Genomic DNA, 24,385 nt, shown 5'->3' on the forward strand with positions numbered 1-24,385 from the left:
CAATTGCAGCCACGGCGCTGCGCGCATGCGCGCAGCGCCGTGGCGGGCAAGGAATCTCATGCTAGCCAAACGTATCATCCCCTGCCTCGACGTGACCAACGGGCGGGTGGTCAAGGGTGTCAACTTCGTCGAATTGCGCGACGCGGGCGACCCGGTCGAGATCGCCCGCCGTTACGACGAGCAGGGTGCCGATGAAATCACTTTTCTTGACATCACAGCGACCAGCGACGACCGCGACCTGATCCTGCACATCATCGAAGCGGTGGCCTCGCAGGTCTTCATCCCGCTGACGGTGGGTGGCGGCGTGCGCGCCGTGGAAGACGTGCGGCGCCTGCTCAATGCCGGCGCGGACAAGATCAGCGTCAACTCCTCGGCCATCGCCAACCCGCAACTGGTGTCGGACGCCACCGCGCGCTATGGCTCGCAGTGCATCGTGGTCGCGATCGACGCCAAGCGCAGCTCCGCGCCTGGCGAGCCGGCGCGCTGGGAAGTCTTCACCCACGGCGGGCGCAAGGCCACTGGCCTGGACGCCGTGGCATGGGCGCGCGAGATGGCCGCGCGCGGCGCCGGCGAGCTGCTGCTCACCAGCATGGACCGTGACGGCACCAAGAGCGGGTTCGACCTTGAGCTCACGCGGGCTGTCAGCGACGCGGTGTCCGTGCCGGTGATCGCCTCGGGCGGCGTGGGCGGCCTGAAGGACCTGGCAGACGGCATCAAGCTGGGGCACGCCGACGCAGTGCTGGCCGCCAGCATCTTCCACTACGGCGAGCACACCGTTGGCGAAGCAAAGGCATTCATGGCCCGCGAGGGCATTCCGGTGCGAATCTGAACACGGCAAACCGACATGGCAAAGAAGTGGCTCAACAAGGTTAAGTGGGACGACAACGGCCTGGTGCCGGTGATCGTCCAGGAAGTCGGCTCGAACGACGTGCTGATGTTCGCATTCATGAACCGCGAGGCGCTCCAGCGCACCGCGGAGATCGGCGAGGCCGTGTTCTGGTCGCGCTCGCGCAAGCGCCTGTGGCACAAGGGCGAGGAATCCGGCCACGTGCAGAAGGTGCACGAAATGCGCCTGGATTGCGACGAGGACGTGGTCCTGCTCAAGGTCACCCAGAACGATGGCATCGCCTGCCACACCGGGCGCCACTCCTGTTTCTTCCAGAAGTTCGAAGGCGATGCCGACAACGGCGACTGGCAGACCGTCGAGCCCGTGCTCAAGGACCCGTCCACCATCTACGCGGCCAAGCCATGAGCGAACAACACTTGAGCAGCGCGGACGTGCTGGCCCGCCTGGCCGCAGTGCTGGAATCGCGCAAGCCGGAGAACGGCGGCGATCCTGACAAGTCCTATGTGGCGCGCCTGTTCCACAAGGGCGACGACGCCATCCTGAAGAAGATCGGCGAGGAAGCCACGGAGACCGTGATGGCCGCCAAGGATGCGCGCGCCGCCGGCCTCGGCCCTGAGGCGGTCGGCAAGGTGGTGTACGAAGTCGCCGATCTCTGGTTCCACAGCATGGTCTTGCTGGCCCGCTTCGGCCTGAAGCCGGCCGACGTGGTCGATGAGCTGGCTCGCCGCGAAGGCCTGTCCGGCCTTGAGGAAAAAGCCCAGCGCAAGCCTGACGGCAGCTGAATCCCGCACCTGCCGGCCCCGCAACCAGCAGCCCAGAGGAGCAACGACGAGATGGCGGATGTGATCACCACCGACCGCGACCGGCTCGCCAGCCTGCGCAAGCTGACGCACATTTTATATGCTCTATACGCCATTTTTTGGCTAACCGGCGGCATCACCGCGCTGATCGCCATCGTGGTCGGGTACGTCAAGCGCGACGACACGCAGGGCACCCTCTATGCATCTCACTTTGCCTGGCAGATCCGCTCGTTCTGGTGGTCGGTGGCGTGGGCCATCCTGGGCGGCGTGCTGTTTGCCACCGTGTTCCTGATACCGCTGGCCTTTGCGGTATGGGGCGTGCTGTCCCTGTGGATGTTGTATCGTATCGTCAAGGGATGGCTCTACCTGAACGATGGCAAGCCGATGTACCCGGATCAGCGTTTCTAACGGGATCCAGACGGGTTTCTGGCAGCTCACGGCGATATCGCAGCCTGATTTGCTGCGCGCAATGAAATTTTCATGAATTCACCGCACAATTGCCTCTTCTGCCGGATCGTGGCCGGCCAGCTTCCGTCGCGCAAGGTCTATGAAGATGACGAAATGCTGGCTTTCCATGATATCCACCCGAAAGCCCCGGTACACTTCCTGCTCATTCCCAAGGTGCATGTCGATTCGCTGGCCGATTGCGGACCCGGCGAAAGCGCAGTGCTTGCTAAAATGATGTTGAAAGTGCCGGAGTTGGCGCGCGCGGCAGGCTGTGGCAATGGTTTCCGGACGGTGATCAATACCGGCCCGGATGGCGGACAGGAGGTGTACCACCTCCATCTGCACGTGCTTGGCGGACCGCGTGGTCAGTGGAAGGTGCCGCTGCCTTAATACGGACTGGCCTCAAGCCAGCCTGGCAGCCAACCCATGCAGGACCGCGGGCCGCGTGGCCTTCGGTCAGATGCCGTGCCGGCAACCGTCGCCCGGCATGGCCTTCAGTGACGGAACAACAAGCCGGGATGGCAAGGCGCCGCCCCAGGCTTCATCAGGAGCAGAAAATGGGTTCGTTTAGCATTTGGCACTGGCTCATCGTGCTGGTGATCGTCATGCTGGTATTTGGCACCAAGAAGCTGCGCAATATCGGCCAGGATCTCGGCGGCGCCGTGAAGGGCTTCAAGGACGGCATGAAGGATGCCAACGGGAACCCCGTTGACGCTCCGGACGCGCCTGCCAAGGAACTGCGCGACACCACTACCATCGACGTCGAAGCCAAGGAAAAGTCGCGCCAGCAGTAAGCGCGACTCCCCCCTTGTCGGCACGCCCGATGTCCCTCTTCCTGGCAGCAATGCCTTGCCGGCCACGTTCGCTTTGCCACGCTTGCCTGCGTGACGATCCGCGCGCTGGCCGGGGTGGCCGTTGTTGCGGCCTCATCCAATCGAACCTCGCATGATCGATCTCGGCATTTCCAAGCTTGCACTGATCGGCGCGGTGGCGCTGGTGGTGATCGGTCCCGAGCGGCTGCCAAAGGTGGCGCGCACGGTCGGCGCACTGGTCGGCCGCGCGCAGCGCTATATCAATGACGTGAAGGCAGAAGTCAGCCGCGAGGTCGAACTCGACGAACTGCGCAAGATGCGCACGGAATTCGAAGACGCCGCGCGCGATGTCGAGCGCACTATCCACAAGGAAGTGCATGAGCACAGCCAGTCCCTGAACGATGCGCTGACCGGCACTGATTCCAGCGCGCAGGAGGGGGCAAGCCCAGCCAGCGGCTACGTGCCTTCCTGGGACACGGCGCACAAGGCCCACAACGGCCGCAAGAGCTGGCGCGTCAAGCAAGGCGCGCAGCCCCTGTGGTACAAGCGCCAGCACAATGTACGCGTGTGGGCGCAATCCGGCGCCGCGCGCGTCAAGCGCCACCGTCCCGCCACTGGTCCCGCCCGCTCTTTCTTCGAGTGAGCATGAAGGGGCTTGTCCACACGCCGGTACCCGGCCGGCCATCGCTGTCTTGCGTTCCGACTTGCGCGCCGTGCCGTTGTATCGCCACTGATTCCTCGATGCCAGCCTGCCCGGCTGAGCGGTCCACGCCATGAGCGACTCCCGTTCCCAAGACCCCCAAGACCCGCAAGACGATGGTCAGCAGGAAACCTTCATCTCTCACCTGGTGGAGTTGCGCTCGCGTATCGTCAAGGCTGCGTCGGGCGTGATCCTGGTGTTCGTCAGCCTGGTCTACTGGGCGCCGAATATCTACAACCTGTTTGCCAGGCCGTTGATGGAATCGCTGCCCAAGGGCGGCAGGATGATCGTCACCGATGTCACCGGCTCGTTCTTCGTGCCCATGAAGGTGACGCTGCTGGTGGCCTTCCTGCTAGCGCTGCCCTGGGTCCTCTACCAGATATGGCAGTTCGTTGCGCCCGGCTTGTACCAGCATGAAAAGCGATTGATCGTCCCGTTGGTGAGCAGTAGCTACATCCTGTTTATCTGCGGCGTGGCGTTTGCCTATTTCCTCGTGTTTCCCACGGTGTTCCATTTCATGGCGCACTACAACGCGCCGTTGGGGGCCGAGATGTCGACCGACATCGACAAATATCTCAGCTTCGCCATGACCATGTTCCTGGCCTTCGGCATTACCTTCGAGGTGCCGGTGGTCGTGATCGTGCTAGTGCGCTTTGGCGTAGTCGAGCTGGAGAAGCTCAAGCAGATTCGCCCCTACGTGATCGTGGGCGCCTTCGTGATCGCCGCCGTGGTGACGCCGCCCGACGTGCTGTCCCAGTTGTTGCTGGCAGTGCCCTTGGTTGCGCTCTATGAACTGGGGCTGATCATGGCACGATTCACCACAAAGCCCGTTGCAGCGGACGCTGCAGCCAGCGAAGCCCAGCCGGATTGACGGCCGGGCCGGATGCCGAAAACAAGGCTTGGCACCGCAACTTTTGCACCAAAATGGTGAAAAACATCGCCTGTGCTGTTGCGACATCACAACAAAATGTGTCCGTAACCATGGTTTACGATGAAAAAGCCTTCTAGCGGCCGGGGGGGCTGACCCATAATACGCAACAGACGTGAAGGTAAATGCGTCGCCCAAGCACTTGGGCAAGCCAAGATTTCCCAATCAGTTGACAAGGAAAGTGTCGATATGAAGATGAAACTGTTTGCAGCCGCTGTAGCTGCCCTGGCCGCTGGTGGTGCGTATGCCCAATCGAGCGTGACCCTGTACGGCGTGGTAGATGCTGGTATTGAATACACCAACAAGAACGCAACTACTACCGGCAACCACAACCTGTTTGCCTTGCAGTCGGGCAACCAATCCGGCTCGCGTTGGGGCCTGCGTGGCGTCGAAGATCTGGGCGGCGGTCTGAAGGGCATTTTTGTCCTGGAAAGCGGCTTCAACGTTGACAACGGTACGTCGGGTCAAGGCAACCGCCTGTTTGGCCGTAACGCCTACGTCGGCCTGCAGAACCAGTACGGCACGGTGACCCTGGGCCGTCAGCAGACCACGTTCTATGACTTCGGCCTGCTGTATGATCCGATGGCCATTTCGACCCGTTACTCGATCACCGCAACGGCTCCGGAATACGCTTTCCGTGCTGACAATGCGATCAAGTACACCGGCACGTTCGGTGGCCTGACCACTTCGGCCTTCTACAGCTTCAACAACAACAACCAAGAGGTTGCTGGTAACTTCACCAACGGCCGCGAATACGGCTTCTTGGCAAGCTACGCGGCAGGCCCGTTCTCGGTTGGTGCTGCTTATGACCAGTCGAACAAATCGGCAGCAGGCGTCATCACCGACAACCAGCTGATCCGTCGCGCTACCATCGCTGGTACCTACGCTTTCGGTCCGGCCAAGCTCTACGCTGGTTACCGTTATGCCAAGGCTTACAACAACGCGAGCCTGCCGGGTGCTGCTGGTACGCAGAACACCGCATCGAACCTGGGTTGGGTTGGTCTGGGCTATCAGCTGACCCCGGCGCTGTCGCTGTCGGGCTCGGCTTACTACCAGAACATGCGTAATGCCAAGGCTAACCCGTGGCAATTCGTGACGACCGCCGACTACGCGCTGTCGAAGCGTACCGACCTGTACGCGTCGGCTACGTACATCCTGAACAAGGGTGCTAACTCGGCTCTGAGCGTGAATGGTTTCAACGACCAAATCACGTCCGGCCCGACCGTCCAAACTGGTGGCAACCAGTTCGGCGGCATCGTTGGTGTTCGCCACAAGTTCTAATCTAGCGCAGGCGTAAGCCTGCTCTGGATTGGCTTGAATCCAAAACGCCGGCATCCGCAAGGATGCTGGCGTTTTGTTTTGTGCGGCCGGTGGCCGCTGCGCAATGGCAACCGAGGCACTCGTGTGACATGGCGCTCCCCCCGGGAGCGCGACGCAGTATCGTCTCAGCTGCGATCCGCGGTATTGCCGTCCGTCCCGCCGCCACGGATCCCTGCAGGGGCAGGGCGGCTGTGGCCTCCTGCGCCGGTAGCGGGCGCGGCACCGATGCCGGCCCGAGGCCGCCATGGCGGTCAAACCTCTCGCCGCCTGTTCCTTATCCCCGTTCCTTTTCCCCAGTTCCCAGTTGCCCGTCCAGGCTCGACAGGGCACCGAACCGTGCCACGGGATCGCCTCGCGCAGCACCGGGTACGCACGTGCCAGATCCAGGCTGACAGGGATTTCACCCCCACAACAAAAACCCCGCCACAGTGGGCGGGGTCGGGTGAAGCAGGGCGCTATTCAGGGGTTCTGGCTGACTTACTCTTCCTCATCCAGCGGCAGGGCCCGGCGCGGCGGCGGTGGCCGCTTGCCGATCATCACCGTCAGTTCCGTTGGCTTGCCACGACGCACGACCTTCATCTTGGCTGCCGCGCCCGGCTTGAGCTGGGCGATGGCGTTGAGCAGGGCGGTAGTGTCGGTAATGCTCTGTCCATCCACCGAGACCAGCACGTCGCCCGGCTTCACGCCGGCCTTGTCCGCCGGGCCGCCCTGGACCACCGCCGCGATCAGTGCGCCTTCCTTGGCATCGAGGCCGAACGACTCGGCGATCTCGGGGGTCATGTCCTGCGGCTCCACACCGATCCAGCCGCGGGTCACGGAGCCGGTCGAGATGATGGACTCCATCACTTGCTTGGCCGTCGACACGGGAATGGCGAAGCCAATGCCCAGCGAGCCGCCGGAGCGCGAATAGATGGCTGTGTTGACGCCCAGCAGGTTGCCCTGCGCATCGACCAGCGCGCCGCCGGAGTTGCCCGGGTTGATCGCCGCGTCCGTCTGGATGAAGTTCTCGAAGGTGTTGATGCCCAGGTGGCTGCGGCCCAGCGCCGAGACGATGCCCATGGTGACGGTCTGGCCGACGCCGAAGGGGTTGCCGATGGCCAGCACCACATCGCCTACCTTGACGTTCTCGATACGCCCCAGCGTGATCGCCGGGAGGTCCTTGAGCGTGATCTTGAGCACGGCCAGGTCGGTTTCCGGGTCCGAGCCCACGACCTTGGCGTTGGCCTTGCGGCCATCGGTCAGGGCGACCTCGATCTCATCGGCGCCGTCCACCACGTGGTGGTTGGTTAGAATGTAGCCTTCCGCGCTGACGATGACACCCGAGCCAAGGCTCGACACCGGCTCCTGGCGTTCCGGCAGGCGATCGCCAAAGAAGAAGCGGAACCAGGGATCTTCTGCCTGCGGATTGGGTGTTTGCTTATTGCCGTTCTTGCTGGTGAAGATGTTTACCACCGCCGGCATCGCCTGCTGGGCCGCCTCGCTATAGGAGCCCGGCGCGGAGGAGCCGGCCACATTGGGGACGACTTCCTTCAGCGCGACGATGGGCGAACCGGATTGCACGGCCACCCGGCCGCGCTGCAGCCATTCGGGTTTGAGCGTGGCCACGACGAACCACACTGCCAGCACGACGGTGACAGCCTGAGCAAAGAACAGCCAAAAGCGGCGCAACATATTGGATTTTGGGCAGGATATGAAAACAAAAGATCTTGAATTGTACTTGAACGACCTGCTTCAAGTGCCTCGATACAAAGACTATTGCCCTAACGGATGGCAAGTGCAAGGCCGCCCCGAGGTGGAGCACATCGCAACCGGCGTGACCGCGAGCCTGGCCCTGGTCGAAGCCGCCATCGAGGCCGGCGCCGATGCCATCCTGGTCCATCACGGCTACTTCTGGAAAAACGAGGATGCCCGCGTGATCGGGCAAAAGCACGCCCGTTTGAAGCGGTTGCTGGGCGCTGACGTGAATCTGTTCGCCTATCACCTGCCGCTCGACGACCATCCCGAGTTCGGCAACAATGCCCAGCTGGGCTTGCAGCTTGGCTTCACGCCCACCGGGCGCTTCGGCGAGGGGCAGCTCGGCTGGACCGGCACCTTGCCGCAATCCATGCCGCTCTGCGCACTGGCGGCGCATGTGGGCGGCGTGCTCAACCGCGAGCCGCTTGCCATCGGGGATCCCGAGCAGTTGATCCGCACCGTGGGCTGGTGCACCGGCGGAGCCCAGGGCTACTTGGACGCGGCGGTGGCGGCCGGCGTGGACGCCTACCTGAGCGGCGAGATCTCGGAGCAGACCACCCATCTGGCGCGCGAGAGCGGCGTGGCTTACCTGGCGGCGGGGCATCACGCCACCGAGCGCTATGGCATCCAGTCGCTCGGCGAGCACCTGGCTCAGCAATTCGGCCTGCGCCATACCTTTATCGATATTCCCAACCCGGTTTGAACTCGGTGTTGCCGCGAGCCCGGCGTGGTGGCCGGTTCGCATGCCTGGTTTTGCCTCAGGGCTGGCGTGCCTTCAGGCTGTCGCGGATTTCGCGCAGCAGCACCACGTCCTCGGGCGTGGCAGCCGGCGCCGGCGGCGGTTCGGCGGCTCGCATCTTCATGATGGCGCGCACCATCATGAAGATGATGAAAGCCAGAATGATGAAATTGACCAGAATGGTCAGGAAATTCCCATAGGCAAATACGGGAACGCCGGCTTTCCTAAGCGCGTCGAGCGTATGCGGCACGCCCGCCGGCGGCTCGGACAGCGCCACGAAAAGGTTGGAGAAGTCGAGTTTGCCAATAATGCGGCCCACCACTGGCATGATCAGGTCATTCACCACGGAGTCGACAATCTTGCCAAACGCGGCGCCGATAATCACACCGACTGCCAGGTCGACCACATTGCCCCGCATTGCGAAGGCCTTGAACTCCGACATCATCCCCATGCTTTTCTCCCAGTGTTGCTTTCGTTGAACGGTCGTCAGGATAAAAGCCTGCCCCATCACCGGCTGTAACGCAAGCGTACAGGCCACATCGCCGTTTTTGTGGCCGATTATCGTACGTCGCACAATCACTGTGTGCCTTTCAATGCCACATGTGCCTAAGGTACAATTTACGGTTGACGCAAAATCTAATTTGACATCCCCTGGGGTTTGGAATGAGTGACCAGCAAAACGTGAAGAACGTGGATAAGGGTCGCCGCAATTGGTTGATTGCGACGTCAGTCGCTGGCGGCATCGGAGGCGTGGCGGTAGCTGTTCCGTTCGTCAGTACGTTTGCGCCGTCAGAGAAGGCAAAGGCCGCCGGAGCTCCGGTAGAAGCCGACATCAGTGCCCTGAAATCGGGCGAGATGATGACCGTTGAATGGCGCGGCAAACCAGTCTGGATCCTGAAGCGCACCGAGGAAATGCTCGCGTCGCTCAAGAAGACCGATTCCGAAGTGGCGGACCCCAGCTCGGACGTCCCCTTCACCATGCCAACGCCCGAGTACTGCAAGAACGAAACCCGTTCCCGCGCAGACCACAAGGACCTGCTGGTCGTGGTGGGCATCTGCTCCCACCTGGGCTGCTCGCCCTCCGGCCCCTTTGGCCCCGGTTCCAATCCCCAGCTCGGCTCCGACCCCGGTTTCCTTTGCCCCTGCCACGGCTCGACGTTCGATCTCGCTGGCCGCGTGTTCAAGAACAAGCCGGCTCCGCAAAACCTCGACGTACCCCCGTACCAGTTCCTGTCCGACACCAAGATCGTGATCGGCAAGGATGAAAAAGGAGACGCTTGACCATGGCGGCCGAAAAACAAGTAAAGACGACCGGCCTGCTTGGCTGGATCGACGCGCGCTTCCCCGCAACGCAACTCTGGGAAGACCACCTTTCCAAGTACTACGCACCGAAGAACTTCAACTTCTGGTACTTCTTCGGCTCGCTCGCCCTGCTGGTCCTGGTGATCCAGATCGTCACCGGCATCTTCCTGGTGATGAACTACAAGCCGGACGGCACGCTCAACGCCGCTGGCATCCCCGTGGCCTATGCCAGCGTGGAGTACATCATGCGCGAGGTGCCCTGGGGCTGGCTGGTGCGCTACATGCACTCCACCGGCGCCTCGGCCTTCTTCGTGGTGGTGTACCTGCATATGTTCCGTGGCCTGCTGTACGGTTCGTACCGCAAGCCGCGTGAGCTGGTCTGGGTCTTCGGCTGCCTGATCTTCCTGTGCCTGATGGCGGAGGCCTTCATGGGCTACCTGCTGCCCTGGGGCCAGATGTCATACTGGGGCGCACAGGTGATCGTGAACCTGTTCTCGGCCATCCCCGTGATTGGCGGCGACCTGTCGCTGTTCATCCGCGGCGACTACGTCGTGAGCGATGCCACGCTGAACCGCTTCTTCTCCTTCCACGTCATCGCCGTGCCGCTGGTGCTGCTGGGCCTGGTGGTCGCGCACATCATCGCGCTGCACGAAGTGGGCTCGAACAACCCGGACGGTGTCGAGATCAAGGCCAAGAAGGACGAGAATGGCGTGCCGCTGGACGGCATCCCCTTCCACCCGTACTACTCGGTGCACGACCTGATGGGCGTGGGCGGCTTCCTGATGATCTTCTCCGCGGTGATCTTCTTCTTCCCGGAGATGGGCGGTTACTTCCTGGAGTCGAACAACTTCGTCCCGGCCGATCCGCTCAAGACCCCGCCGCACATCGCGCCGGTCTGGTATTTCACGCCGTTCTACTCGATGCTGCGCGCCACCACCTCGAACTTCCTGCCGATCCTGTGGGTGTTCTTCGCGGTGCTGCTCGGTCTGGTGTTCCTGCGTAGCAAGGACGCCCGCATCAAGTTTGGCGCGCTTGCCATCGCCGTGATCCTGGCAGTGGGCTTCTACTTCATCGACGCCAAGTTCTGGGGCGTGCTGGTGATGGGCGGCTCGGTCGTGATCCTCTTCTTCCTGCCGTGGCTCGACCACTCGCCGGTAAAGTCGATCCGCTATCGCCCGTCCTTCCACAAGACCATCCTTGCCGTGTTCGTGGTGGTGTTCATCGTGCTGGGCTACCTGGGCGTGCAGCCCCCGTCGCCGGTTGGTGAAAAGGTGTCGCAGCTGGGCACCCTGCTGTACTTCGCCTTCTTCCTGACCATGCCGCTATGGAGCCGAGTCGGCCAGTTCAAGCCAGTGCCGGAACGTGTCACGTTCCACCCGCACTGAGCCCGGACGTACCCCGACAAGAGCACAAGGACAAAAGATGAAAAAGCTGCTTTCGATTCTCGCGCTGGCCGGCGCCTGCTTTGCCGCCGCGCCCGTCATGGCCAACGAAGGGGGCTACCCCCTCGAGCCGGCGCCCGTGCAGACCAGCGATCTTTCCTCGCTGCAGCGCGGCGCCAAGCTGTTCGTCAACTACTGCCTGAATTGCCATGGCGCGTCCATGATGCGGTACAACCGCCTCAAGGACATTGGCCTGACCGACGACCAGATCCGCCAGAACCTGCTGTTCTCTGGCGAGAAGGTGGGCGACATGATGACCATCGCCATGCCGCCGAAGGAAGCCAAGGCTTTCTTTGGTGCCACGCCGCCGGACCTGTCGGTGATCGCCCGCGCCCGCGGCGACGACTGGCTGTACACCTATCTGCGTACCTTCTACCGTGACGACAACCGCGCCACGGGCTGGAACAACCTGGTGTTCCCGAGCGTCGGCATGCCGCACGTGCTGTGGGAGCTGCAAGGCCAGCGCGCCGCCAAGTTCGTCGAGGCGGAAGAGCACGGCGAGAAGGTGCACAAGTTTGCCGGCTTCGAGCAGCTCACCCCGGGCAAGATGAGCACGCTCGAGTACGACCAGGCCACGAGCGACCTGGTTGGCTTCCTGGACTGGATGGCGGAACCCGCGCAGAACCAGCGCAAGCGCCTGGGCGTCTGGGTGCTGATGTTCCTCGGCGTGTTCACCGTCTTCGCCTGGCGCCTGAACGCTTCGTACTGGAAAGACATCAAGTAAAGCGCGGTAAAGCCCCGGAAGACCTGCTGGTCCGATGGGGAGAGCAAGGGGCTGGGGCGGGTGTTGTGCAGAGCAACCCCGCGCTAGCCCTTTTGCTTTACAGGCAGCAGGTGCAATATCTGATGAATGTGCGCTTAAGACGTCTTTAGTGCGTGTCGGGAGCACTTTAATGTGCCTCAAGAATCTCTAATTTGCTTTCTCTATATCGGTTCTGCCAGAATACCGATCCAGTCAATCGACCCCGCATCAAAGGAATCCAACCATGATGGTGTTGTATTCGGGCACCACCTGCCCGTTCTCCCAACGTTGCCGCCTCGTCCTGTTCGAAAAGGGCATGGATTTCGAGATCCGTGACGTCGACCTGTTCAACAAGCCGGAAGACATCTCGGTGATGAACCCCTACGGCCAGGTACCCATCCTGGTCGAGCGCGACCTGATCCTGTACGAGTCGAACATCATCAACGAGTACATCGACGAGCGCTTCCCGCACCCGCAGCTGATGCCGGCCGACCCGGTGCAGCGTGCCCGCGCGCGCCTGTTCCTGTTCAACTTCGAAAAGGAACTCTTCACGCACGTCTACGCCCTCGAAAACGAAAAGGGCAAGGCCGCCGAGAAGAATCACGAACGCGCCCGCTCCGCCATCCGCGACCGCCTGACCCAGCTCGCGCCGATTTTCGTCAAGAACAAGTACATGCTTGGCGAAGAGTTTTCGATGCTCGACGTCGCCATCGCCCCGCTGCTGTGGCGCCTGGACCACTATGGCATCGAACTGTCGAAGAACGCCGCGCCGCTGCTCAAGTACGCCGAACGCATCTTCAGCCGTCCGGCCTACATCGAAGCGCTCACCCCGTCTGAAAAGGTGATGCGCCGCTAAACCGGCTCCGGCCCGAAGCGACAAGCTCGCCTCGGGCCGCCGGACTGCGCCACTGGAAGCACAATGCCTGAAACCTCCACCAAGCCCTACCTGATCCGCGCCATCTACGAGTGGTGCACGGATAACGGCTTCACGCCGTACATCGCCGTCTTCGTCGACGCCAACACCAGCGTGCCGCGCGAGTTCGTCAAGAACAACGAAATCGTGCTTAACGTCAGCTTCGACGCCACCAGCGGGCTGGACATGGGCAACGAGTGGATTGGCTTCAGCGCCCGCTTTGGCGGCATTTCGCGCAAGATCGAGGTGCCCATCGAAAACGTGCTCGCCATCTACGCGCGCGAAAACGGCCAGGGCATGGCGTTCCCCGTGGAGCGCAGCGTGCCCGAAACCCAGGCAGCAACCGAGCGCGAGAACAACCCGCCGCCCAAGCTGTCCTCGGTGGAAAGCGAGCCGCTGGTCACCGCGGAAGCCAATGAAGACCACAACGGCGACGACGAACCCACGCCGCCACCCGTGTCCCGCATCGGCGCCAAGAAACCTTCGCTGAAGGTAGTGAAGTAAGCACCGGAAGGCATCGTCAATTTGCGCCGCATGCAGTAGAATCGCGGTCTGCACCAAACATGCCGGCTTAGCTCATCAGGTAGAGCAGTTGATTTGTAATCATCAGGTGGCGGGTTCGAGTCCTGCAGCCGGCACCAGTTTCAAGTACCAAGCAGTCCAGTGAAGTCCAGAAACCCGCGTGAGATCAAGCATCTACGCGGGTTTTTTGTTTGCCTACGTCCGCCAGGGTCCATTGGCATCCGGGAGACTCAGGGGGCACAATGGGGGGCATCGGCCCACCGACGGTGGATTTATGCCCCCAAGGAGTTCCACATGCCCCTCACCGACGTGTCTGTGCGCAACGCCAAGCCCAAGGAGAAGCCCTACAAGCTTGCCGATGGGTTGGGCATGTATCTGGAGATCACCCCTGGGGGCTCCAGGTACTGGCGCCTCAAATACCGGATCGCCGGTAAGGAGAAGCGGCTGGCGCTTGGGGTCTACCCGGCGGTCAGCCTGGCGCAGGCCCGTACAGCTCGGGACGAGGCGCGCAAGCTGATCGCTGCCGGCATAGACCCCTCCAAGGCAAAGCAGGAAGCCAAGCAGGCGGCGGCTGTGGCTCACGCCAGTACTTTCGAGGTGATCGCGCGCGAGTGGCATGAAAAGAAGGTCGATACTTGGACCGACGATCACGCAGTGAAGATCCTGCGCTCGCTCGTGCTCAACGTCTTCCCGGACCTCGGGGCCCGGCCAATCGCGGAGATCACCCCGCCCGAACTGCTCATGACGCTCCGGAAGGTGGAGAGTCGCAATGCCCTAGAGATCGCGTCCAGGTTGCTCCAGCGCTGTTCCACGGTGTTCCGCTATGCCATTGCCACAGGCAGAGCCACCTACAACCCGGCCGGTGACCTGAAGGGAGCCCTGAAGGTCAGCAAGGTGGAGCACATGGCGCGGGTTGGTCCTGACGAGATCCCTGAGCTGATGCGCAAGATCCGTGGTTATGACGGCGATTTGGTGACGCGGGTAGCCATGCAATTGCTCGCACTCACATTCGTGCGCACGAGCGAACTCATCGGCGCGCACTGGTCGGAGATCGATTTCGATGCGGCCGAATGGCGGATCCCTGCCGAGCGCATGAAAATGCGCGATCCCCACATCGTTGCTCTCTCGCGGCAGGCAATCAGCCTCTTGCGCGAAGTGGAGAAGCTGACAGGAGGGCGCCCCCACGTGTTTTACAGCGCGCGCGGTGCCGGGCATATCAGCAACAATACAATCCTCTACGGGCTGTATCGCCTTGGCTATCACTCACGCATGACAGGGCACGGCTTTCGTGGGCTCGCCTCCACAATGCTTCACGAGATGGGCTATAGCCCGGACGTGATCGAGCGCCAGCTTGCGCATGTGGAGCGCAACAAAGTCCGTGCGGCATACAACCATGCACAGTACCTTCCCGAGCGCCGACGAATGATGCAGCATTGGGCGGATTATCTCGATCAGCTGGCCGCTGGCGCCAAGATTATTCCCCTGAACGGCGTAGCTTGAGGAAGTGGTAGGTTGTAATTCCTCATGTCAGCCTCGCTTGGAAAGCATCCAAAAGGAAGGAAAATAATCGACTTTGAAGCACTCGCTCAGTTTCGAGGATTGGCTGGGTGCGGTTGACATGCCGAGAGGAGTTAACCGTTGCGGGCTGTCGGAGTGGCTCTAGAAAACCTCGGCATGGCGATGTCTCTGTATGCTTTGGTAACATCTTCAAGCTTGATGCCTACACGTTCCAATTCTTCGTCCGACCAGTTATCAGGATCTGTCCAGAAATCAGCTTTGTACTCGCAAGTCATCGCGAGTTCCTGGTCGATGTGGCGAAGCGGGATGGCCGCAGCTCCCCAATACTTCGAAAGTTGTGCTTCAACATCCATGTTTCGCGGCTTTCCTTTTGCCCGATCACGGTAGTACAGCTTGGTTTCCAAAAGTGCCATGGATATTGCTCGCAGCGCGTTGTCCTTAAGCTCTCGCTTCTCTTTGGATAACGTAGCGATGGGGCCGAGGAGGCCAATAAGCTTGTCGATGACGAATTCAAGCATGTCGTAGTTCCTTTTGGCCGAATAGCTGCGCACCTGACGGTTGAATGGAGTTGGTGGGGCTATTAGGGTGGGTTTCAGAGTATTGGTGCTAGCAATGATTTGAGGTCTGCGAGCTTATTGTTTGGATTCGTTTGGGTTAAAGAATGAATTTTCAGATTTCTTATTCCTGCATAGTAATCTTCAATGGATCTGATCTGAAGTTGTGCGTGACCGCACCACTTGTGTTTCAACAGAATCATGTGCACATCATCATTTCGATAAAGCGAATTGATTAATTTTGCGGAGTCATTGTGAGGCTCTCCGGTTGGGCAGAATGCTGAAAGAATGTGCGTGGGGGTAATCCCTTTTTTGTCTAACGAGGCGATGTACTCACCGTACCTTTTGGCGTATCCCGCCTGGCCGAGGTCATCGTTCGATTGCGGAATCACGCAGAATTCATTTCCTGCGTGCGAGTGGGTTACTCCCTTTCGAAAGGCTTCCTTGCCAAACAGCGCTTTGATCAGATGGGTTTTGCCCCAGTTGTTGAACCCGGTAATAAGATAGACATTTGCCATGGTTTGCGATTGATAAATATTATACGGGTATCAATTTTATCGTGAGATCTCGACACCTGAAGGCTCGGCGCCGTATGCAATTCTCTGTCCTCGCTAGCCGCCCGAGACTGTCGCCAGCGACCAAGTGGATCTTTCCACCAGTCCCAGATGCTACTTGGCGAGGATGATCGCCCTTAGCCGGAGCCAGGTCAGGACACAGAACATTAATACAAGGTTACCGCAATCTGCGGGCACCTTTCTGTAGCGCGGTTGCAGGCCGGCAGGCAATACGCAGGCGGTTGCCAAGAGTTCCAGGTACTACCAGTTTGGTAATCCCCACTTTGCTGGATGATCATCCTCCGCGTATGCGCTCCTTCGGCGAGGTGTATGCAGCGTGCTGTCCCCTTAGGCGTTCTAAGTCCAATGTTCGGGCTCAGCCGACCTGGATGGAGGCAGCAGCTTGCTGACACCTTGAGCATCGGCAGAGCGATTTGGTGGTGGTGGAGGCATTCAAAGGCGTCCCCAGATTGAGGACCCCTAGCCGACTGAAGAATCCCGCTCCGGGAGCACACTAGCAAAAATACCCGTGGAACCGTGGCAAGGCCCCCAAGGTCGCCCGTCAAGCCTTATGGATCAACGGTTTGGTATGCCACGAATTGCCACGGTTTGGGGTGTGGCACGGCAAAAATTCCGTGGCCTAAAAAATAGGCAGCGCGCCGAAACCGTGGCACGGCTCCCGCTTCCTTTTTCACTGCGTTCTTTCTCTTTCTCTTTGATTTTAAAAGGAAAAAAGAAAAAGAAGCAGAGAAGGGAGAGAACAGGGACGAAAGCAGTAATGTGGCAAAAAACAGAGAAACCGTGGCATTTCGGAGGCAAACCGTGGGATGCCTTTCGTTAAAAAACAAGCACTTAGCAAGAAATGCCGCGGAACCACGGTTTTTTTCGACTGTGTGGGCTGCAAAGATGGGACGGCGGCTGGCCTGGCTTGGCCTTGGGACAGCGCTGGCGGCAAGGGGTGCACGCCGGATCGGCGGGCTGGCGCTCGATGGGCGGCGCTTAGCCATGGGCGGGGCACTTGCAACCTGCAACCCCCTTAGCCGCGGCACATTGAAGATCTCGACATGGCAATGGCAATACCGGCGGCTCCGCATGTCAGCATTGGCGCTCGGCATGTTGACAAAGCGCGGGCGGCACCGGACCGCAGTTGGGGAGCTGGACCAGCTGACTGGCGGCTCGCCGTCGGCAACCAGGTACGGTGGCCGAGCGGGCAAGACAAAGCCCGCACTGGGCGGGCTTTGCGAGGGCGGGGTGGCGGCGCTATGGCGGTAGGCGGTAATTCTCCGGTGTCGGCGTCGCATGCAGGCCGAGCTGCTCGAGCTTGGCCAAGCTGATCGCCGTCAGGTGGGCATGGCGCCGGGCAAGGATGCGCTTCTCCACGTCGTCCATGAGCTTGCCGCCATGCTCCGGCACCACACCGGATTGCAGCAGTTGCTGCTTGAAGACGCGCCCGGTCTTGATGGGCAAGCTGTCGAACTTGGCCCGCAGGTGTGGCGCGGTCGAAATATGGTCCATCACGTGATTGGGCCGCAGGAACAACGCCATTTCCCGCTTGCCGTCGGCGGTCACGATTTCATCCCAGCAGTACGGAAATTCGAAGCGGCGCGCCTCCAGCTCGGACAACAGGATCTCCATGATCCAGACCCACGGCAGGCGGGTACCGTCCGTGTCGGCAATGTGGCTGTTCATCTCCGCTATCAGGTCCTCGGCAAAGCCGCCCTGGTCCACATCGATGCCGGCGAACTCGGCCAGCAGCGCCCAGGCCGTCAACATGGCGGCGTAGTTCTCCATCATGCGGCGCGCGGTGGCATCGCTGCTCGCGGCGCGGCTGCGCTGCTGGCACTGCGCAACAAAGGCGGCGTGCAGCTCGCGGATGCTGTCCGGCTGCTGCCTGGCAAGGAATTGCAGCCATTCCCGTAGCGGGAACTGCGGCAGGCTATGCGGGATGATGTCGCCTTGCTTTGCCACCGACAGTGAGGTGCGGCAGATCTTGGATTGCAGGCTCTCCACGTCCACCTCTTCGCCGGCCAGCAATACCGGGGCGCACATCAGGTAGGGCGTGAGCGCGGCGCCTACGCGGGTGAACTCGAAGCGGTAGGTGGCTTGCAGCAATCCATCGATATCCGACAGCACCATTTTCGGCAGCTTCGAAAATTCGTCCCAGCCTACCGGCTGTGAAGTCCACGACACGGACGCGCGGCGGCGGTGGTCGGTCTTGAGCATTTGCCCGGACAACACCTGAAAGGCCAGCGTGGCTTGCAGGCTCTCCAACAGCTTGGATTTGCCCGAGCCCTTCTCCGCTTGCATTTGCAGGTGCGGATAGAAGCCCAGGATGGTCTTCAAATGGGCACCCAAGGCCCATACGAGGCCGATGGCGGCCGCATTGCCCCGGAAGGTAGCCTGATAGGCCGTGATCACCGTGCGGGCATTCTCAGCGCTGCCACGCGGGAAGCTCATGTTGTAGTACAGGCACTGCTTCTGCGGCTCGGTGAAATAGCAGTCGCTGCCCTCCAGCGAGGCCAACTCGCCGCTGCGCCAGGCGAGACCCACGAAGTTCACGACGTCGCGCGCGCCCAGGTCGGCGGCGCGCTCTAGCACGTTGACCATGCGGGCGAACTGCGCTGGCATCCAGATGTGGCCGAACTTGCCGCGCCACCATTCGAGGTTGTACAGCTTGTCGTTGCCAACTACTTCGCGTTGCAGCGTCGCGCCGTGGCGCGCCACCTGGGCGCTGATGCCGAACACGGTTTCGGGCTGATTGTCCGGCGTGCCATTGATGGTGGCTAGATGACTTTGAATGCACAGCCGGGAGAAGCCGGCCACGCGAAACGAGCAGAGATCGGAAAGCTCCTCGTTCCGGCGCTTGTTGCCATCGCCGTCGTCGTCTTCCACGTCCTTGTACCTGTCCACGTATTGCGTGAAATCTTCCTTCACGCGAAAGCGCCAATACACTTCGAAGTCATGTCGCGGCAGGAAGATACGGGCGCTGCCGGCCAGGCGCTCACCGCCGCCCGGCATGCCGGGAATTAACCACGCCTCCAGGCGCTTCATGCGGGCCGTGAGGGTGTCAGCATCTTGCTTTTGGAGTACGTCGTTGATGTCTTCGCCTTCGTCCCAGTCCTGCATATCCACCAGCAGGGAGCCGATATCCGCGGCGGTCAGCGTCTCCGATAGTTTCCACGCCGCAGCCAGGCCGGGGCGCTGGCCAGTGCGCTCGTTCACCGCATCGGTGTGATCGAGCGCGATCAGCACGCGCTTGCCCTTCAGGAAGCTCCAATCGATCTTGTCGACGTTGGCGGTGCCGCGTGTGGCGAAGGCGGCGAAGCCGTCCGGCAGATGACACGATTCGACGGACAGCGCATTGATGGGGCTCTCCACGACGTAGACCGTATGGGCGCGGCGCAGGCGTGTGGCATCACTGGTCCAGCCGTGCCCCAGCTTGTCGCCTTGGCACTGTGTCTTGACGGTGCCGTTGCGTGCCAGATCGGCGTAGCGCAGATCCACTGCCACTACGCGCGCGCCGTCCAGTGCACGGACGATGAAAGCGGCAGCCGGGCCGCCGTGGCCGGGCTCGCCCGCTGGCACCTTGGTGCTGTGCCAGGTATTCCACCCCAGCGTGCCGGCTTTGATGGCGCGGCGGCTGACGGTTTCCGCGATGCCGCGTCCGGCCAGGTAGGCCACCACCGGCTCGGGGTTCTGGCGGCAACGATCCGCAATGTATTCCTCTGTGCTCTTGCGGACCGGCAGCGAGCTGGCATCGTTCGCCGGCATGGGGATGCTGTACCACTGTCCAAGTAGCTTGGCCGCCTCCATCGGCGTCGCCACTTCGGGCATGCAGTGGCGCACCAGGTCGATGCAGGAACCACCGGCTTCGGTCGACCAATCTTTCCAGGCGCGGCCTTGTTCGAAGATAGACAGCGAGGCATTGCTGTCGGTGTGGTGTGGGCTGCGATAGTTGCCTTTGTTGCCGTTGCGGCGCAGGTCCAGGCGCTCGGCTAGGTCGTGCAGGTCGATATCGCGCTTGAGCTGATCGAACCACGTGCGCATTGCGGGGCTGTGCTGTGTCTGCATCATTGCCCCTTCACAGCATGTCATGGACGTTGCTCAGCGCGTCGTCCAACTGGCGTTTCAACGGGGTCAACAGGCAATAGAGGCTGTAGTGCTCGGGCGATTTGTCTCGTTGCAAGTCGAGCAGTTTCAGGATGCCATCGAGGCCGGCGCTCACGTCCAGCAGCTCGGAGCAACTATCCTGGGTCGTCTCGCGGATACAGTCGCCTAAGGAATGGATCTGCGTGACTGCGGCGCCGAGCTGCGCCTTCGCGCGCTTGTTGGTCGGGTTGATCTGACTCAGGAGTTGCGCGATCAGGTCACGTTGACGGAAGAGGGCGAGCGTGTGGGCGGATCGGTTGCTCTTAGACATGGGCCACCTCCGATTGGGCGATAGCGGCAACTGCCACCAGGGCGGCACCCGCCACGTCGAGCGACGCGCGATCGGTGGGCGCAGCGATGGCTTCGCGCAAGGCAGCGCGGACGATGGCGAGGATTTTGGGGAAAGCGGTTTGCTCAGGACGAGCGAAGGTATTAACCATTGTGGCCTCCGTGTGTGTATGGAGGCCCGCCGCTCATTTCGACGTGAGGGGTGGCGGGCCAGACAGCGGGGGTCGAAAACCGGCACACACGGCAACCGGCCAGCCCGAAGGCTGCCCCGCCCGGCCCGCCATAGTAACTTTAGGCGCGCGAAGGCAAAACGGACGTGAAAAAAGCCGCGAAAAGCGGCTGTCCGCCGTGTGTTATTCGGGTTTCGACGCCCGGCCACCGCTGTTTCGGTGGCGACTGAATTCTTGATCATCTCGGGGTAGGTGTCAAGCTGAGCAGGTGCGCCTCGCTTCATGTGGTGTGGAGTGCGCTCGCCGCCAGGGCAGCGAGCGCGGCGAAGCTAGGAGGCTGCCGGAGCTTGCTGGCTGGACCGCGCCGCGAGTTGCTGCGCGATGTCCGGGTCAGGGGTGCCGCTGGGTGAGAGCGTGCGCACAACCTCCACGAGTCCCACAAACGTGTGGCCACATTCGACGTTGGTGCACTGGCAGTACATCTCCTTCGTCATGCGCGACACAGGCCGACTTGTCCGGATATGCGCAACGGCCCCACAGTGTGGGCAATTGATCTTCATGAATGGGCTCCAGAGGGATGGGAGATTGACGGCGCGTGAGCAGCGATGACAGGCCGCCAATCGCATTAACAGTCGGTCTTGATGGTCGGTACTGTCTTCGGCTTGTGGCTGAAAGTTTCCGTGCCGGCATCACGGCGGCTGTCCTCGTTCACCGGACGCATGAAGGTGTTCCAACAGCCTCGCGAGAAACAGCGATAGACACCTTCGCGCTTACCATTGGGGTGGGTGTGGTAGGCGTCAATATCGGTCAGGGTGCCGCACTTCGGGCATTTGGCGTTCATGGTCAAGCTCCATCCGACTGTGACGTTGGGAGGGCAAAGCCGCTTCGCAGCAGCTCCGCTTTGCGTTTCTCGAGTTCAATCCGCTTGACGTGACGCCCGACAGGGCTAGTAGTCTCAACGGCATCTAGGCCATTGGGCCGTTTGAGCATTCCCATCACCTTGTCACCAGTGAGTTTGGTTTTCGCGGCGGTGTAGGCGTTTTGGATGATTTTCCGGACCCGATCGTGCATCGCATCACGTGGGCTGTCGTATCCCAATTGTCCCCATGTCGTGCCGTGGTGGCCTTCGAGGGCATAGGCCAATTCGACAAGCTCCATTGCCGCGAACAGAGGCCCAAGCGTCTGTGCAGCATGCTTCATGGCGACATCGGCATAGACGGTGATTGCCGCACAGAATCGCGTGTGCTCATTGCTTTTTGCGGAACCGGCATTGAGCTTGGCTTCGTCGACGGCCAACTGCATATCAGCAACGATGCCGCGATAGTCCTCCGCCTGGGTATATGCGGCGCGCTCCTTGGCCTTCAGGTCGCGTATCTGTTTCAGTGGCGCGGCAGCGTTGCGCATGAGGTTGGCAGCTTCAAGTCTGGCCGCCTGCGCTTCAGTTTCCGACGCCTCGGCTGACTTCTGATGCTTGATCAGATCGCCGGCGATCCGCGCCGCGGCATCGCGAGCCGTCTCAAACGCACTGCGTGCCTGCTGATATCGCTCGATAGCCTCCTGCAAGGAGGGGGGGATTTCGGGAAGTGTGGTTTCCATGGTGTGTTCTCGCTTACTTCTGACGTGCCGCAATGCGGGAGTCCATCCACTGCCGGATCTCGCTGGAGAGCCAAGCAACGCTCTTGCCGCCGAGCGGCACGGGCTGAGGGAAATCGCCTCGGCGCATGCCGTCGTAGATCGAAGAGCGGGATAGTCCGCAGGTGGCAATGACTTCAGGCAAACGCATGAAGCGCTCGGCGGCAGGCTTGCCAGCCAAGACATGCGCTGGCGGCGCGAAGCGAGGCGCTGAATGCGCGTCAGCGTGGTGGTTCATCATCTGGACTCCTGATTGTGCGAATGGATGCGGGTGGTATCGCTCGGATTTGCTTGGAGCGAGTGCAGTGTCCAAAAACTGGCCGAGTTCAACAATCGATGCTTGTTGTGGGAGTCCGCCATACAACAAAACCGCATTTCTCCGGATTCAGCGCCCAATGCCACGCAATATCCTTTGGTTGCTCTTGAGCGATGGCTCCACATGTCCTTGCTAACGTTCAGCAGGGAAGGTCCGTGGCTGCTAGCCGCGGTGGCCGTGGGGTTGTTGCCGCCATCTATTGCTCAACGGAACTCAATTTCTGTTGAGCGCAATTGAGCATGGTTGAGTGATCTCCGGTCGAGCTAGTGCAGTTGGGCCGTTGATCTGTGAGGAGGGTAATGCGGCCAGCAGGCTTGGACACTGGGCCGAAGAGCGGGGACGGTAGATGACCAGGCAGCTCGGCTTCTTGCGGCGCGCCCATGGGGCGACAAGCTATGCAGGGCGTCGCTCGAGAATACCGCTACGCCGTTGGACGCCGCTTCCGGCCAGCTCAGCTCCAAGCCGCGAGGGCTCGCCGGCGACTCCGCTTCATAGCGTGGCGCAACGGCTCGTCATCTACCACGCTAGTGCGCGCACCAGCACGGCGCCCCCGGCGCAGCGCGGCGTTCTCTCTGCCTCGTTTCGCATGTTGAACAAACGGCTGCCCTCGGGGACTGCACCCCTTGGCGCGCGGTTGAGACCCCGCCTCGCCGGCTCGCTTTATTGAGTGGTTTTTATGCAGTTGCGCCGCCCCCTCCTGCCCGCTTCAATGCTGAGGCGGTGAACCCCTCCAGGTGCACAAACAACCATGCGAATCTATGCATTTTCCGCACAGATTTATGCGGTCCGGTCGGCAGTCCTCTTGTGCGGTACGTTATCGTTGGGGTAACAACCACATGCTCGCTTCTTGGCGCGGAAACGAAGAGCCTTCGAGCCTCGGGAGGCCACGCCAGCGCAGCAAGGAGTAGATCGGCACGGGGCGGAATGAAGTGAGCAATATCACGTGCCCCGACGCGCCCTGATGCGCCCGGATCTCATTGGCGAATCGTGCATCCCCTACCCCGACCGACCTTAAGCCCCTACCGTGAGGACGAGGTCCACCAAGTGACGGTTATAGGGCGATGTAACCAGCGAGTGGCTCTATCGGGCTGCAAACATGAGGGGGGCAGGTTCGCGCTTAGCCCTCCGTTCCAAACGCGATAAGACGTTCACAGAGGTGATCCAGGCTCGGCAAGGCGGCGCCGCTATCGAGGGCCAGGGCAAGCTTAGTGGCGATTAGCATTGGATTCTTCTTGAGCCCTGCGCCGTTGCCACAGCGGGCATGTGCTTGATCCGTGACCCTTTGTAGACCTTCCTCGCCAATGGAATGGAGCAGTTCGGATTCAACTGTGGATCCTAGGTCGGTTCTCCACATTGTGTAGTGAACCGCCCCGGGTTTAGTGGACCTGGTCAATCGTCAGTTCAGGACCGAGCGGCCGAACCAGCTCTGGGTTTCGGACTTCACCTACGTTTCGACGTGGCAGGGCTGGCTGTACGTTGCGTTCGTGATCGACGTGTTCGCCCGGCGCATCGTTGGCTGGCGCGTCAGTGGGTCGATGACCACGGACTTCGTTCTGGACGCACTGGAACAGGCCCTTTACGCTCGGCAGCCTGGCAATGATGGATCTCTCATTCACCACTCCGACAGGGGTTCGCAATACGTCAGTATTCGCTATAGCGAGCGCCTGGCCGAGGCGGCCATCGAACCGTCGGTTGGTAGCCGGGGCGACAGCTACGACAACGCCTTGGCTGAGACGATCAACGGCCTGTACAAGGCTGAGCTGATCCATCGTCGTACTGCCTGGAAGACGCGTGAATCCGTTGAGCTGGCCACGCTGGAATGGGTAGCCTGGTTCAATCACCACCGGCTGATGGAACCCCTCGGCTATATACCGCCCGCCGAAGCTGAGGCAAACTACTATCGGCAGCTTCAAATGCCTGTCGCAGAACCGCTATTAACTTAAAACAACCAGCCTC

At 61.1% G+C, this 24,385-nt stretch carries 28 protein-coding genes, 1 tRNA gene and 1 pseudogene; 19 read left to right on the top strand and 11 right to left on the bottom strand.

Annotated elements, in window-relative coordinates:
- Positions 1-58: 58 nt before the first annotated feature.
- From hisF to OR16_RS19490, 9 genes are all read left to right on the top strand, one after another.
- Positions 59-829, top strand: coding sequence for an imidazole glycerol phosphate synthase subunit HisF (hisF, locus tag OR16_RS19450; protein ID WP_006159659.1), 771 nt, complete (start codon positions 59-61; stop codon positions 827-829).
- 15 nt (positions 830-844) lie between these two features.
- A complete protein-coding gene (gene hisI / locus OR16_RS19455) occupies positions 845-1,252 on the top strand; it encodes a phosphoribosyl-AMP cyclohydrolase (protein WP_006159660.1) in 408 nt (135 codons plus the stop codon).
- Entirely contained in the window at positions 1,249-1,629 is a 381-nt protein-coding gene (locus OR16_RS19460) for a phosphoribosyl-ATP diphosphatase (protein WP_006159661.1), read from the top strand. The genes hisI and OR16_RS19460 overlap by 4 nt, the downstream gene beginning before the upstream one ends.
- A gap of 51 nt (positions 1,630-1,680) precedes the next feature.
- Positions 1,681-2,055 (top strand): DUF4870 family protein, encoded by a 375-nt coding sequence (locus tag OR16_RS19465; RefSeq protein WP_006159662.1) that lies wholly within the window; start codon positions 1,681-1,683, stop codon positions 2,053-2,055.
- A 72-nt stretch (positions 2,056-2,127) separates the two neighbouring features.
- Positions 2,128-2,484, top strand: coding sequence for a histidine triad nucleotide-binding protein (locus tag OR16_RS19470; protein WP_006159663.1), 357 nt, complete (start codon positions 2,128-2,130; stop codon positions 2,482-2,484).
- A 167-nt stretch (positions 2,485-2,651) separates the two neighbouring features.
- Positions 2,652-2,888, top strand: a complete 237-nt coding sequence (gene tatA, locus OR16_RS19475) for a Sec-independent protein translocase subunit TatA (RefSeq protein ID WP_006159664.1) — start codon at positions 2,652-2,654, stop codon at positions 2,886-2,888.
- A gap of 151 nt (positions 2,889-3,039) precedes the next feature.
- On the top strand, positions 3,040-3,549 hold the full coding sequence (gene tatB, locus OR16_RS19480; RefSeq protein WP_006159665.1) for a Sec-independent protein translocase protein TatB: 510 nt from the start codon (positions 3,040-3,042) through the stop codon (positions 3,547-3,549).
- A 130-nt stretch (positions 3,550-3,679) separates the two neighbouring features.
- Complete coding sequence (tatC, locus tag OR16_RS19485) at positions 3,680-4,477, top strand: twin-arginine translocase subunit TatC (RefSeq protein WP_043420362.1); 798 nt, start codon at positions 3,680-3,682, stop codon at positions 4,475-4,477.
- A gap of 246 nt (positions 4,478-4,723) precedes the next feature.
- Positions 4,724-5,815, top strand: a complete 1,092-nt coding sequence (locus tag OR16_RS19490; protein WP_006159667.1) for a porin — start codon at positions 4,724-4,726, stop codon at positions 5,813-5,815.
- A gap of 516 nt (positions 5,816-6,331) precedes the next feature.
- On the opposite strand, the gene OR16_RS19495 is transcribed toward OR16_RS19490, so the two are convergent.
- Positions 6,332-7,525 carry a Do family serine endopeptidase gene (locus tag OR16_RS19495; RefSeq protein WP_006159668.1) on the bottom strand — a complete coding sequence of 398 codons (1,194 nt, stop codon included), beginning with the start codon at positions 7,523-7,525 and terminating at the stop codon, positions 6,332-6,334.
- A gap of 19 nt (positions 7,526-7,544) precedes the next feature.
- Between OR16_RS19495 and OR16_RS19500 the strand changes: the two genes are divergently transcribed.
- Complete coding sequence (locus OR16_RS19500; RefSeq protein WP_006159669.1) at positions 7,545-8,291, top strand: Nif3-like dinuclear metal center hexameric protein; 747 nt, start codon at positions 7,545-7,547, stop codon at positions 8,289-8,291.
- 55 nt (positions 8,292-8,346) lie between these two features.
- Here OR16_RS19500 and mscL read toward each other — a convergent pair whose 3' ends face one another.
- Complete coding sequence (mscL, locus tag OR16_RS19505; RefSeq protein ID WP_006159670.1) at positions 8,347-8,778, bottom strand: large conductance mechanosensitive channel protein MscL; 432 nt, start codon at positions 8,776-8,778, stop codon at positions 8,347-8,349.
- A gap of 212 nt (positions 8,779-8,990) precedes the next feature.
- On the opposite strand from mscL, the gene petA reads away from it, so the two are divergent.
- The 7 genes from petA (at position 8,991) to OR16_RS19540 (ending at position 14,748) form a co-directional block, all read left to right on the top strand.
- The gene (gene petA, locus OR16_RS19510) at positions 8,991-9,608 is read left to right on the top strand and encodes a ubiquinol-cytochrome c reductase iron-sulfur subunit (protein ID WP_006159671.1); all 618 of its coding nucleotides are present in this window, start codon (positions 8,991-8,993) and stop codon (positions 9,606-9,608) included.
- Positions 9,609-9,610: 2 nt separating this feature from the next.
- Positions 9,611-11,014, top strand: a complete 1,404-nt coding sequence (locus tag OR16_RS19515; RefSeq protein ID WP_006159672.1) for a cytochrome b — start codon at positions 9,611-9,613, stop codon at positions 11,012-11,014.
- Between the two features lie 37 nt (positions 11,015-11,051).
- Complete coding sequence (locus OR16_RS19520) at positions 11,052-11,795, top strand: cytochrome c1 (RefSeq protein ID WP_006159673.1); 744 nt, start codon at positions 11,052-11,054, stop codon at positions 11,793-11,795.
- Positions 11,796-12,057: 262 nt separating this feature from the next.
- Entirely contained in the window at positions 12,058-12,669 is a 612-nt protein-coding gene (locus tag OR16_RS19525) for a glutathione S-transferase N-terminal domain-containing protein (protein ID WP_006159674.1), read from the top strand.
- Positions 12,670-12,732: 63 nt separating this feature from the next.
- Complete coding sequence (locus OR16_RS19530; protein ID WP_006159675.1) at positions 12,733-13,230, top strand: ClpXP protease specificity-enhancing factor; 498 nt, start codon at positions 12,733-12,735, stop codon at positions 13,228-13,230.
- A 61-nt stretch (positions 13,231-13,291) separates the two neighbouring features.
- Positions 13,292-13,367 (top strand) — tRNA-Thr (locus OR16_RS19535).
- Between the two features lie 175 nt (positions 13,368-13,542).
- The gene (locus tag OR16_RS19540; protein WP_006159676.1) at positions 13,543-14,748 is read left to right on the top strand and encodes a tyrosine-type recombinase/integrase; all 1,206 of its coding nucleotides are present in this window, start codon (positions 13,543-13,545) and stop codon (positions 14,746-14,748) included.
- 131 nt (positions 14,749-14,879) lie between these two features.
- Here the strand turns inward: OR16_RS19540 and OR16_RS19545 are convergent, their stop codons facing one another.
- Positions 14,880-15,284: a hypothetical protein gene (locus OR16_RS19545; RefSeq protein ID WP_006159677.1), complete on the bottom strand. Its 405-nt coding sequence runs from the start codon at positions 15,282-15,284 to the stop codon at positions 14,880-14,882.
- Between the two features lie 74 nt (positions 15,285-15,358).
- Complete coding sequence (locus tag OR16_RS43575; RefSeq protein WP_141639890.1) at positions 15,359-15,838, bottom strand: hypothetical protein; 480 nt, start codon at positions 15,836-15,838, stop codon at positions 15,359-15,361.
- Between the two features lie 565 nt (positions 15,839-16,403).
- On the opposite strand from OR16_RS43575, the gene OR16_RS43580 reads away from it, so the two are divergent.
- Positions 16,404-16,715 carry a hypothetical protein gene (locus tag OR16_RS43580; RefSeq protein ID WP_141639891.1) on the top strand — a complete coding sequence of 104 codons (312 nt, stop codon included), beginning with the start codon at positions 16,404-16,406 and terminating at the stop codon, positions 16,713-16,715.
- Between the two features lie 419 nt (positions 16,716-17,134).
- On the opposite strand, the gene OR16_RS19550 is transcribed toward OR16_RS43580, so the two are convergent.
- The 7 genes from OR16_RS19550 to OR16_RS19570 form a co-directional block, all read right to left on the bottom strand.
- Positions 17,135-19,945: a toprim domain-containing protein gene (locus OR16_RS19550; protein WP_050983031.1), complete on the bottom strand. Its 2,811-nt coding sequence runs from the start codon at positions 19,943-19,945 to the stop codon at positions 17,135-17,137.
- 10 nt (positions 19,946-19,955) lie between these two features.
- Positions 19,956-20,294, bottom strand: a complete 339-nt coding sequence (locus OR16_RS19555; protein WP_006159679.1) for a DUF1484 family protein — start codon at positions 20,292-20,294, stop codon at positions 19,956-19,958.
- The gene (locus OR16_RS44610) at positions 20,287-20,463 is read right to left on the bottom strand and encodes a hypothetical protein (protein WP_006159680.1); all 177 of its coding nucleotides are present in this window, start codon (positions 20,461-20,463) and stop codon (positions 20,287-20,289) included. The genes OR16_RS19555 and OR16_RS44610 overlap by 8 nt, the downstream gene beginning before the upstream one ends.
- Positions 20,464-20,810: 347 nt before the next feature.
- Positions 20,811-21,107, bottom strand: coding sequence for an ogr/Delta-like zinc finger family protein (locus tag OR16_RS41545; RefSeq protein ID WP_337459852.1), 297 nt, complete (start codon positions 21,105-21,107; stop codon positions 20,811-20,813).
- Positions 21,107-21,322 carry a hypothetical protein gene (locus tag OR16_RS19560; protein WP_006159682.1) on the bottom strand — a complete coding sequence of 72 codons (216 nt, stop codon included), beginning with the start codon at positions 21,320-21,322 and terminating at the stop codon, positions 21,107-21,109. The genes OR16_RS41545 and OR16_RS19560 overlap by 1 nt, the downstream gene beginning before the upstream one ends.
- A gap of 2 nt (positions 21,323-21,324) precedes the next feature.
- Positions 21,325-22,077: a PspA/IM30 family protein gene (locus OR16_RS19565; RefSeq protein ID WP_006159683.1), complete on the bottom strand. Its 753-nt coding sequence runs from the start codon at positions 22,075-22,077 to the stop codon at positions 21,325-21,327.
- 13 nt (positions 22,078-22,090) lie between these two features.
- A complete protein-coding gene (locus tag OR16_RS19570; RefSeq protein ID WP_006159684.1) occupies positions 22,091-22,351 on the bottom strand; it encodes an AlpA family transcriptional regulator in 261 nt (86 codons plus the stop codon).
- A gap of 1,457 nt (positions 22,352-23,808) precedes the next feature.
- Between OR16_RS19570 and OR16_RS19575 the strand changes: the two are divergent.
- Positions 23,809-24,372: pseudogene (locus OR16_RS19575) on the top strand (IS3 family transposase); the annotation flags it as partial.
- Positions 24,373-24,385 lie beyond the last annotated feature (13 nt).

It is taken from the genome of Cupriavidus basilensis OR16 (assembly GCF_000243095.1).
In the GTDB taxonomy this organism is placed as follows: Bacteria; Pseudomonadota; Gammaproteobacteria; order Burkholderiales; family Burkholderiaceae; genus Cupriavidus; species Cupriavidus basilensis_D.

Excerpts from the sequence above, each read along its gene's own strand:
- hisF (WP_006159659.1), top strand. The coding sequence starts at position 59 with ATGCTAGCCAAACGTATCATCCCCTGCCTCGACGTGACCAACGGGCGG.
- hisI (WP_006159660.1), top strand. The coding sequence starts at position 845 with ATGGCAAAGAAGTGGCTCAACAAGGTTAAGTGGGACGACAACGGCCTG.
- OR16_RS19460 (WP_006159661.1), top strand. The coding sequence starts at position 1,249 with ATGAGCGAACAACACTTGAGCAGCGCGGACGTGCTGGCCCGCCTGGCC.
- OR16_RS19465 (WP_006159662.1), top strand. The coding sequence starts at position 1,681 with ATGGCGGATGTGATCACCACCGACCGCGACCGGCTCGCCAGCCTGCGC.
- OR16_RS19470 (WP_006159663.1), top strand. The coding sequence starts at position 2,128 with ATGAATTCACCGCACAATTGCCTCTTCTGCCGGATCGTGGCCGGCCAG.
- tatA (WP_006159664.1), top strand. The coding sequence starts at position 2,652 with ATGGGTTCGTTTAGCATTTGGCACTGGCTCATCGTGCTGGTGATCGTC.
- tatB (WP_006159665.1), top strand. The coding sequence starts at position 3,040 with ATGATCGATCTCGGCATTTCCAAGCTTGCACTGATCGGCGCGGTGGCG.
- tatC (WP_043420362.1), top strand. The coding sequence starts at position 3,680 with ATGAGCGACTCCCGTTCCCAAGACCCCCAAGACCCGCAAGACGATGGT.
- OR16_RS19490 (WP_006159667.1), top strand. The coding sequence starts at position 4,724 with ATGAAGATGAAACTGTTTGCAGCCGCTGTAGCTGCCCTGGCCGCTGGT.
- OR16_RS19495 (WP_006159668.1), bottom strand. The coding sequence starts at position 7,525 with ATGTTGCGCCGCTTTTGGCTGTTCTTTGCTCAGGCTGTCACCGTCGTG.
- OR16_RS19500 (WP_006159669.1), top strand. The coding sequence starts at position 7,545 with ATGAAAACAAAAGATCTTGAATTGTACTTGAACGACCTGCTTCAAGTG.
- mscL (WP_006159670.1), bottom strand. The coding sequence starts at position 8,778 with ATGGGGATGATGTCGGAGTTCAAGGCCTTCGCAATGCGGGGCAATGTG.
- petA (WP_006159671.1), top strand. The coding sequence starts at position 8,991 with ATGAGTGACCAGCAAAACGTGAAGAACGTGGATAAGGGTCGCCGCAAT.
- OR16_RS19515 (WP_006159672.1), top strand. The coding sequence starts at position 9,611 with ATGGCGGCCGAAAAACAAGTAAAGACGACCGGCCTGCTTGGCTGGATC.
- OR16_RS19520 (WP_006159673.1), top strand. The coding sequence starts at position 11,052 with ATGAAAAAGCTGCTTTCGATTCTCGCGCTGGCCGGCGCCTGCTTTGCC.
- OR16_RS19525 (WP_006159674.1), top strand. The coding sequence starts at position 12,058 with ATGATGGTGTTGTATTCGGGCACCACCTGCCCGTTCTCCCAACGTTGC.
- OR16_RS19530 (WP_006159675.1), top strand. The coding sequence starts at position 12,733 with ATGCCTGAAACCTCCACCAAGCCCTACCTGATCCGCGCCATCTACGAG.
- OR16_RS19540 (WP_006159676.1), top strand. The coding sequence starts at position 13,543 with ATGCCCCTCACCGACGTGTCTGTGCGCAACGCCAAGCCCAAGGAGAAG.
- OR16_RS19545 (WP_006159677.1), bottom strand. The coding sequence starts at position 15,284 with ATGCTTGAATTCGTCATCGACAAGCTTATTGGCCTCCTCGGCCCCATC.
- OR16_RS43575 (WP_141639890.1), bottom strand. The coding sequence starts at position 15,838 with ATGGCAAATGTCTATCTTATTACCGGGTTCAACAACTGGGGCAAAACC.
- OR16_RS19550 (WP_050983031.1), bottom strand. The coding sequence starts at position 19,945 with ATGCAGACACAGCACAGCCCCGCAATGCGCACGTGGTTCGATCAGCTC.
- OR16_RS19555 (WP_006159679.1), bottom strand. The coding sequence starts at position 20,294 with ATGTCTAAGAGCAACCGATCCGCCCACACGCTCGCCCTCTTCCGTCAA.
- OR16_RS44610 (WP_006159680.1), bottom strand. The coding sequence starts at position 20,463 with ATGGTTAATACCTTCGCTCGTCCTGAGCAAACCGCTTTCCCCAAAATC.
- OR16_RS41545 (WP_337459852.1), bottom strand. The coding sequence starts at position 21,107 with ATGCGATTGGCGGCCTGTCATCGCTGCTCACGCGCCGTCAATCTCCCA.
- OR16_RS19560 (WP_006159682.1), bottom strand. The coding sequence starts at position 21,322 with ATGAACGCCAAATGCCCGAAGTGCGGCACCCTGACCGATATTGACGCC.
- OR16_RS19565 (WP_006159683.1), bottom strand. The coding sequence starts at position 22,077 with ATGGAAACCACACTTCCCGAAATCCCCCCCTCCTTGCAGGAGGCTATC.
- OR16_RS19570 (WP_006159684.1), bottom strand. The coding sequence starts at position 22,351 with ATGAACCACCACGCTGACGCGCATTCAGCGCCTCGCTTCGCGCCGCCA.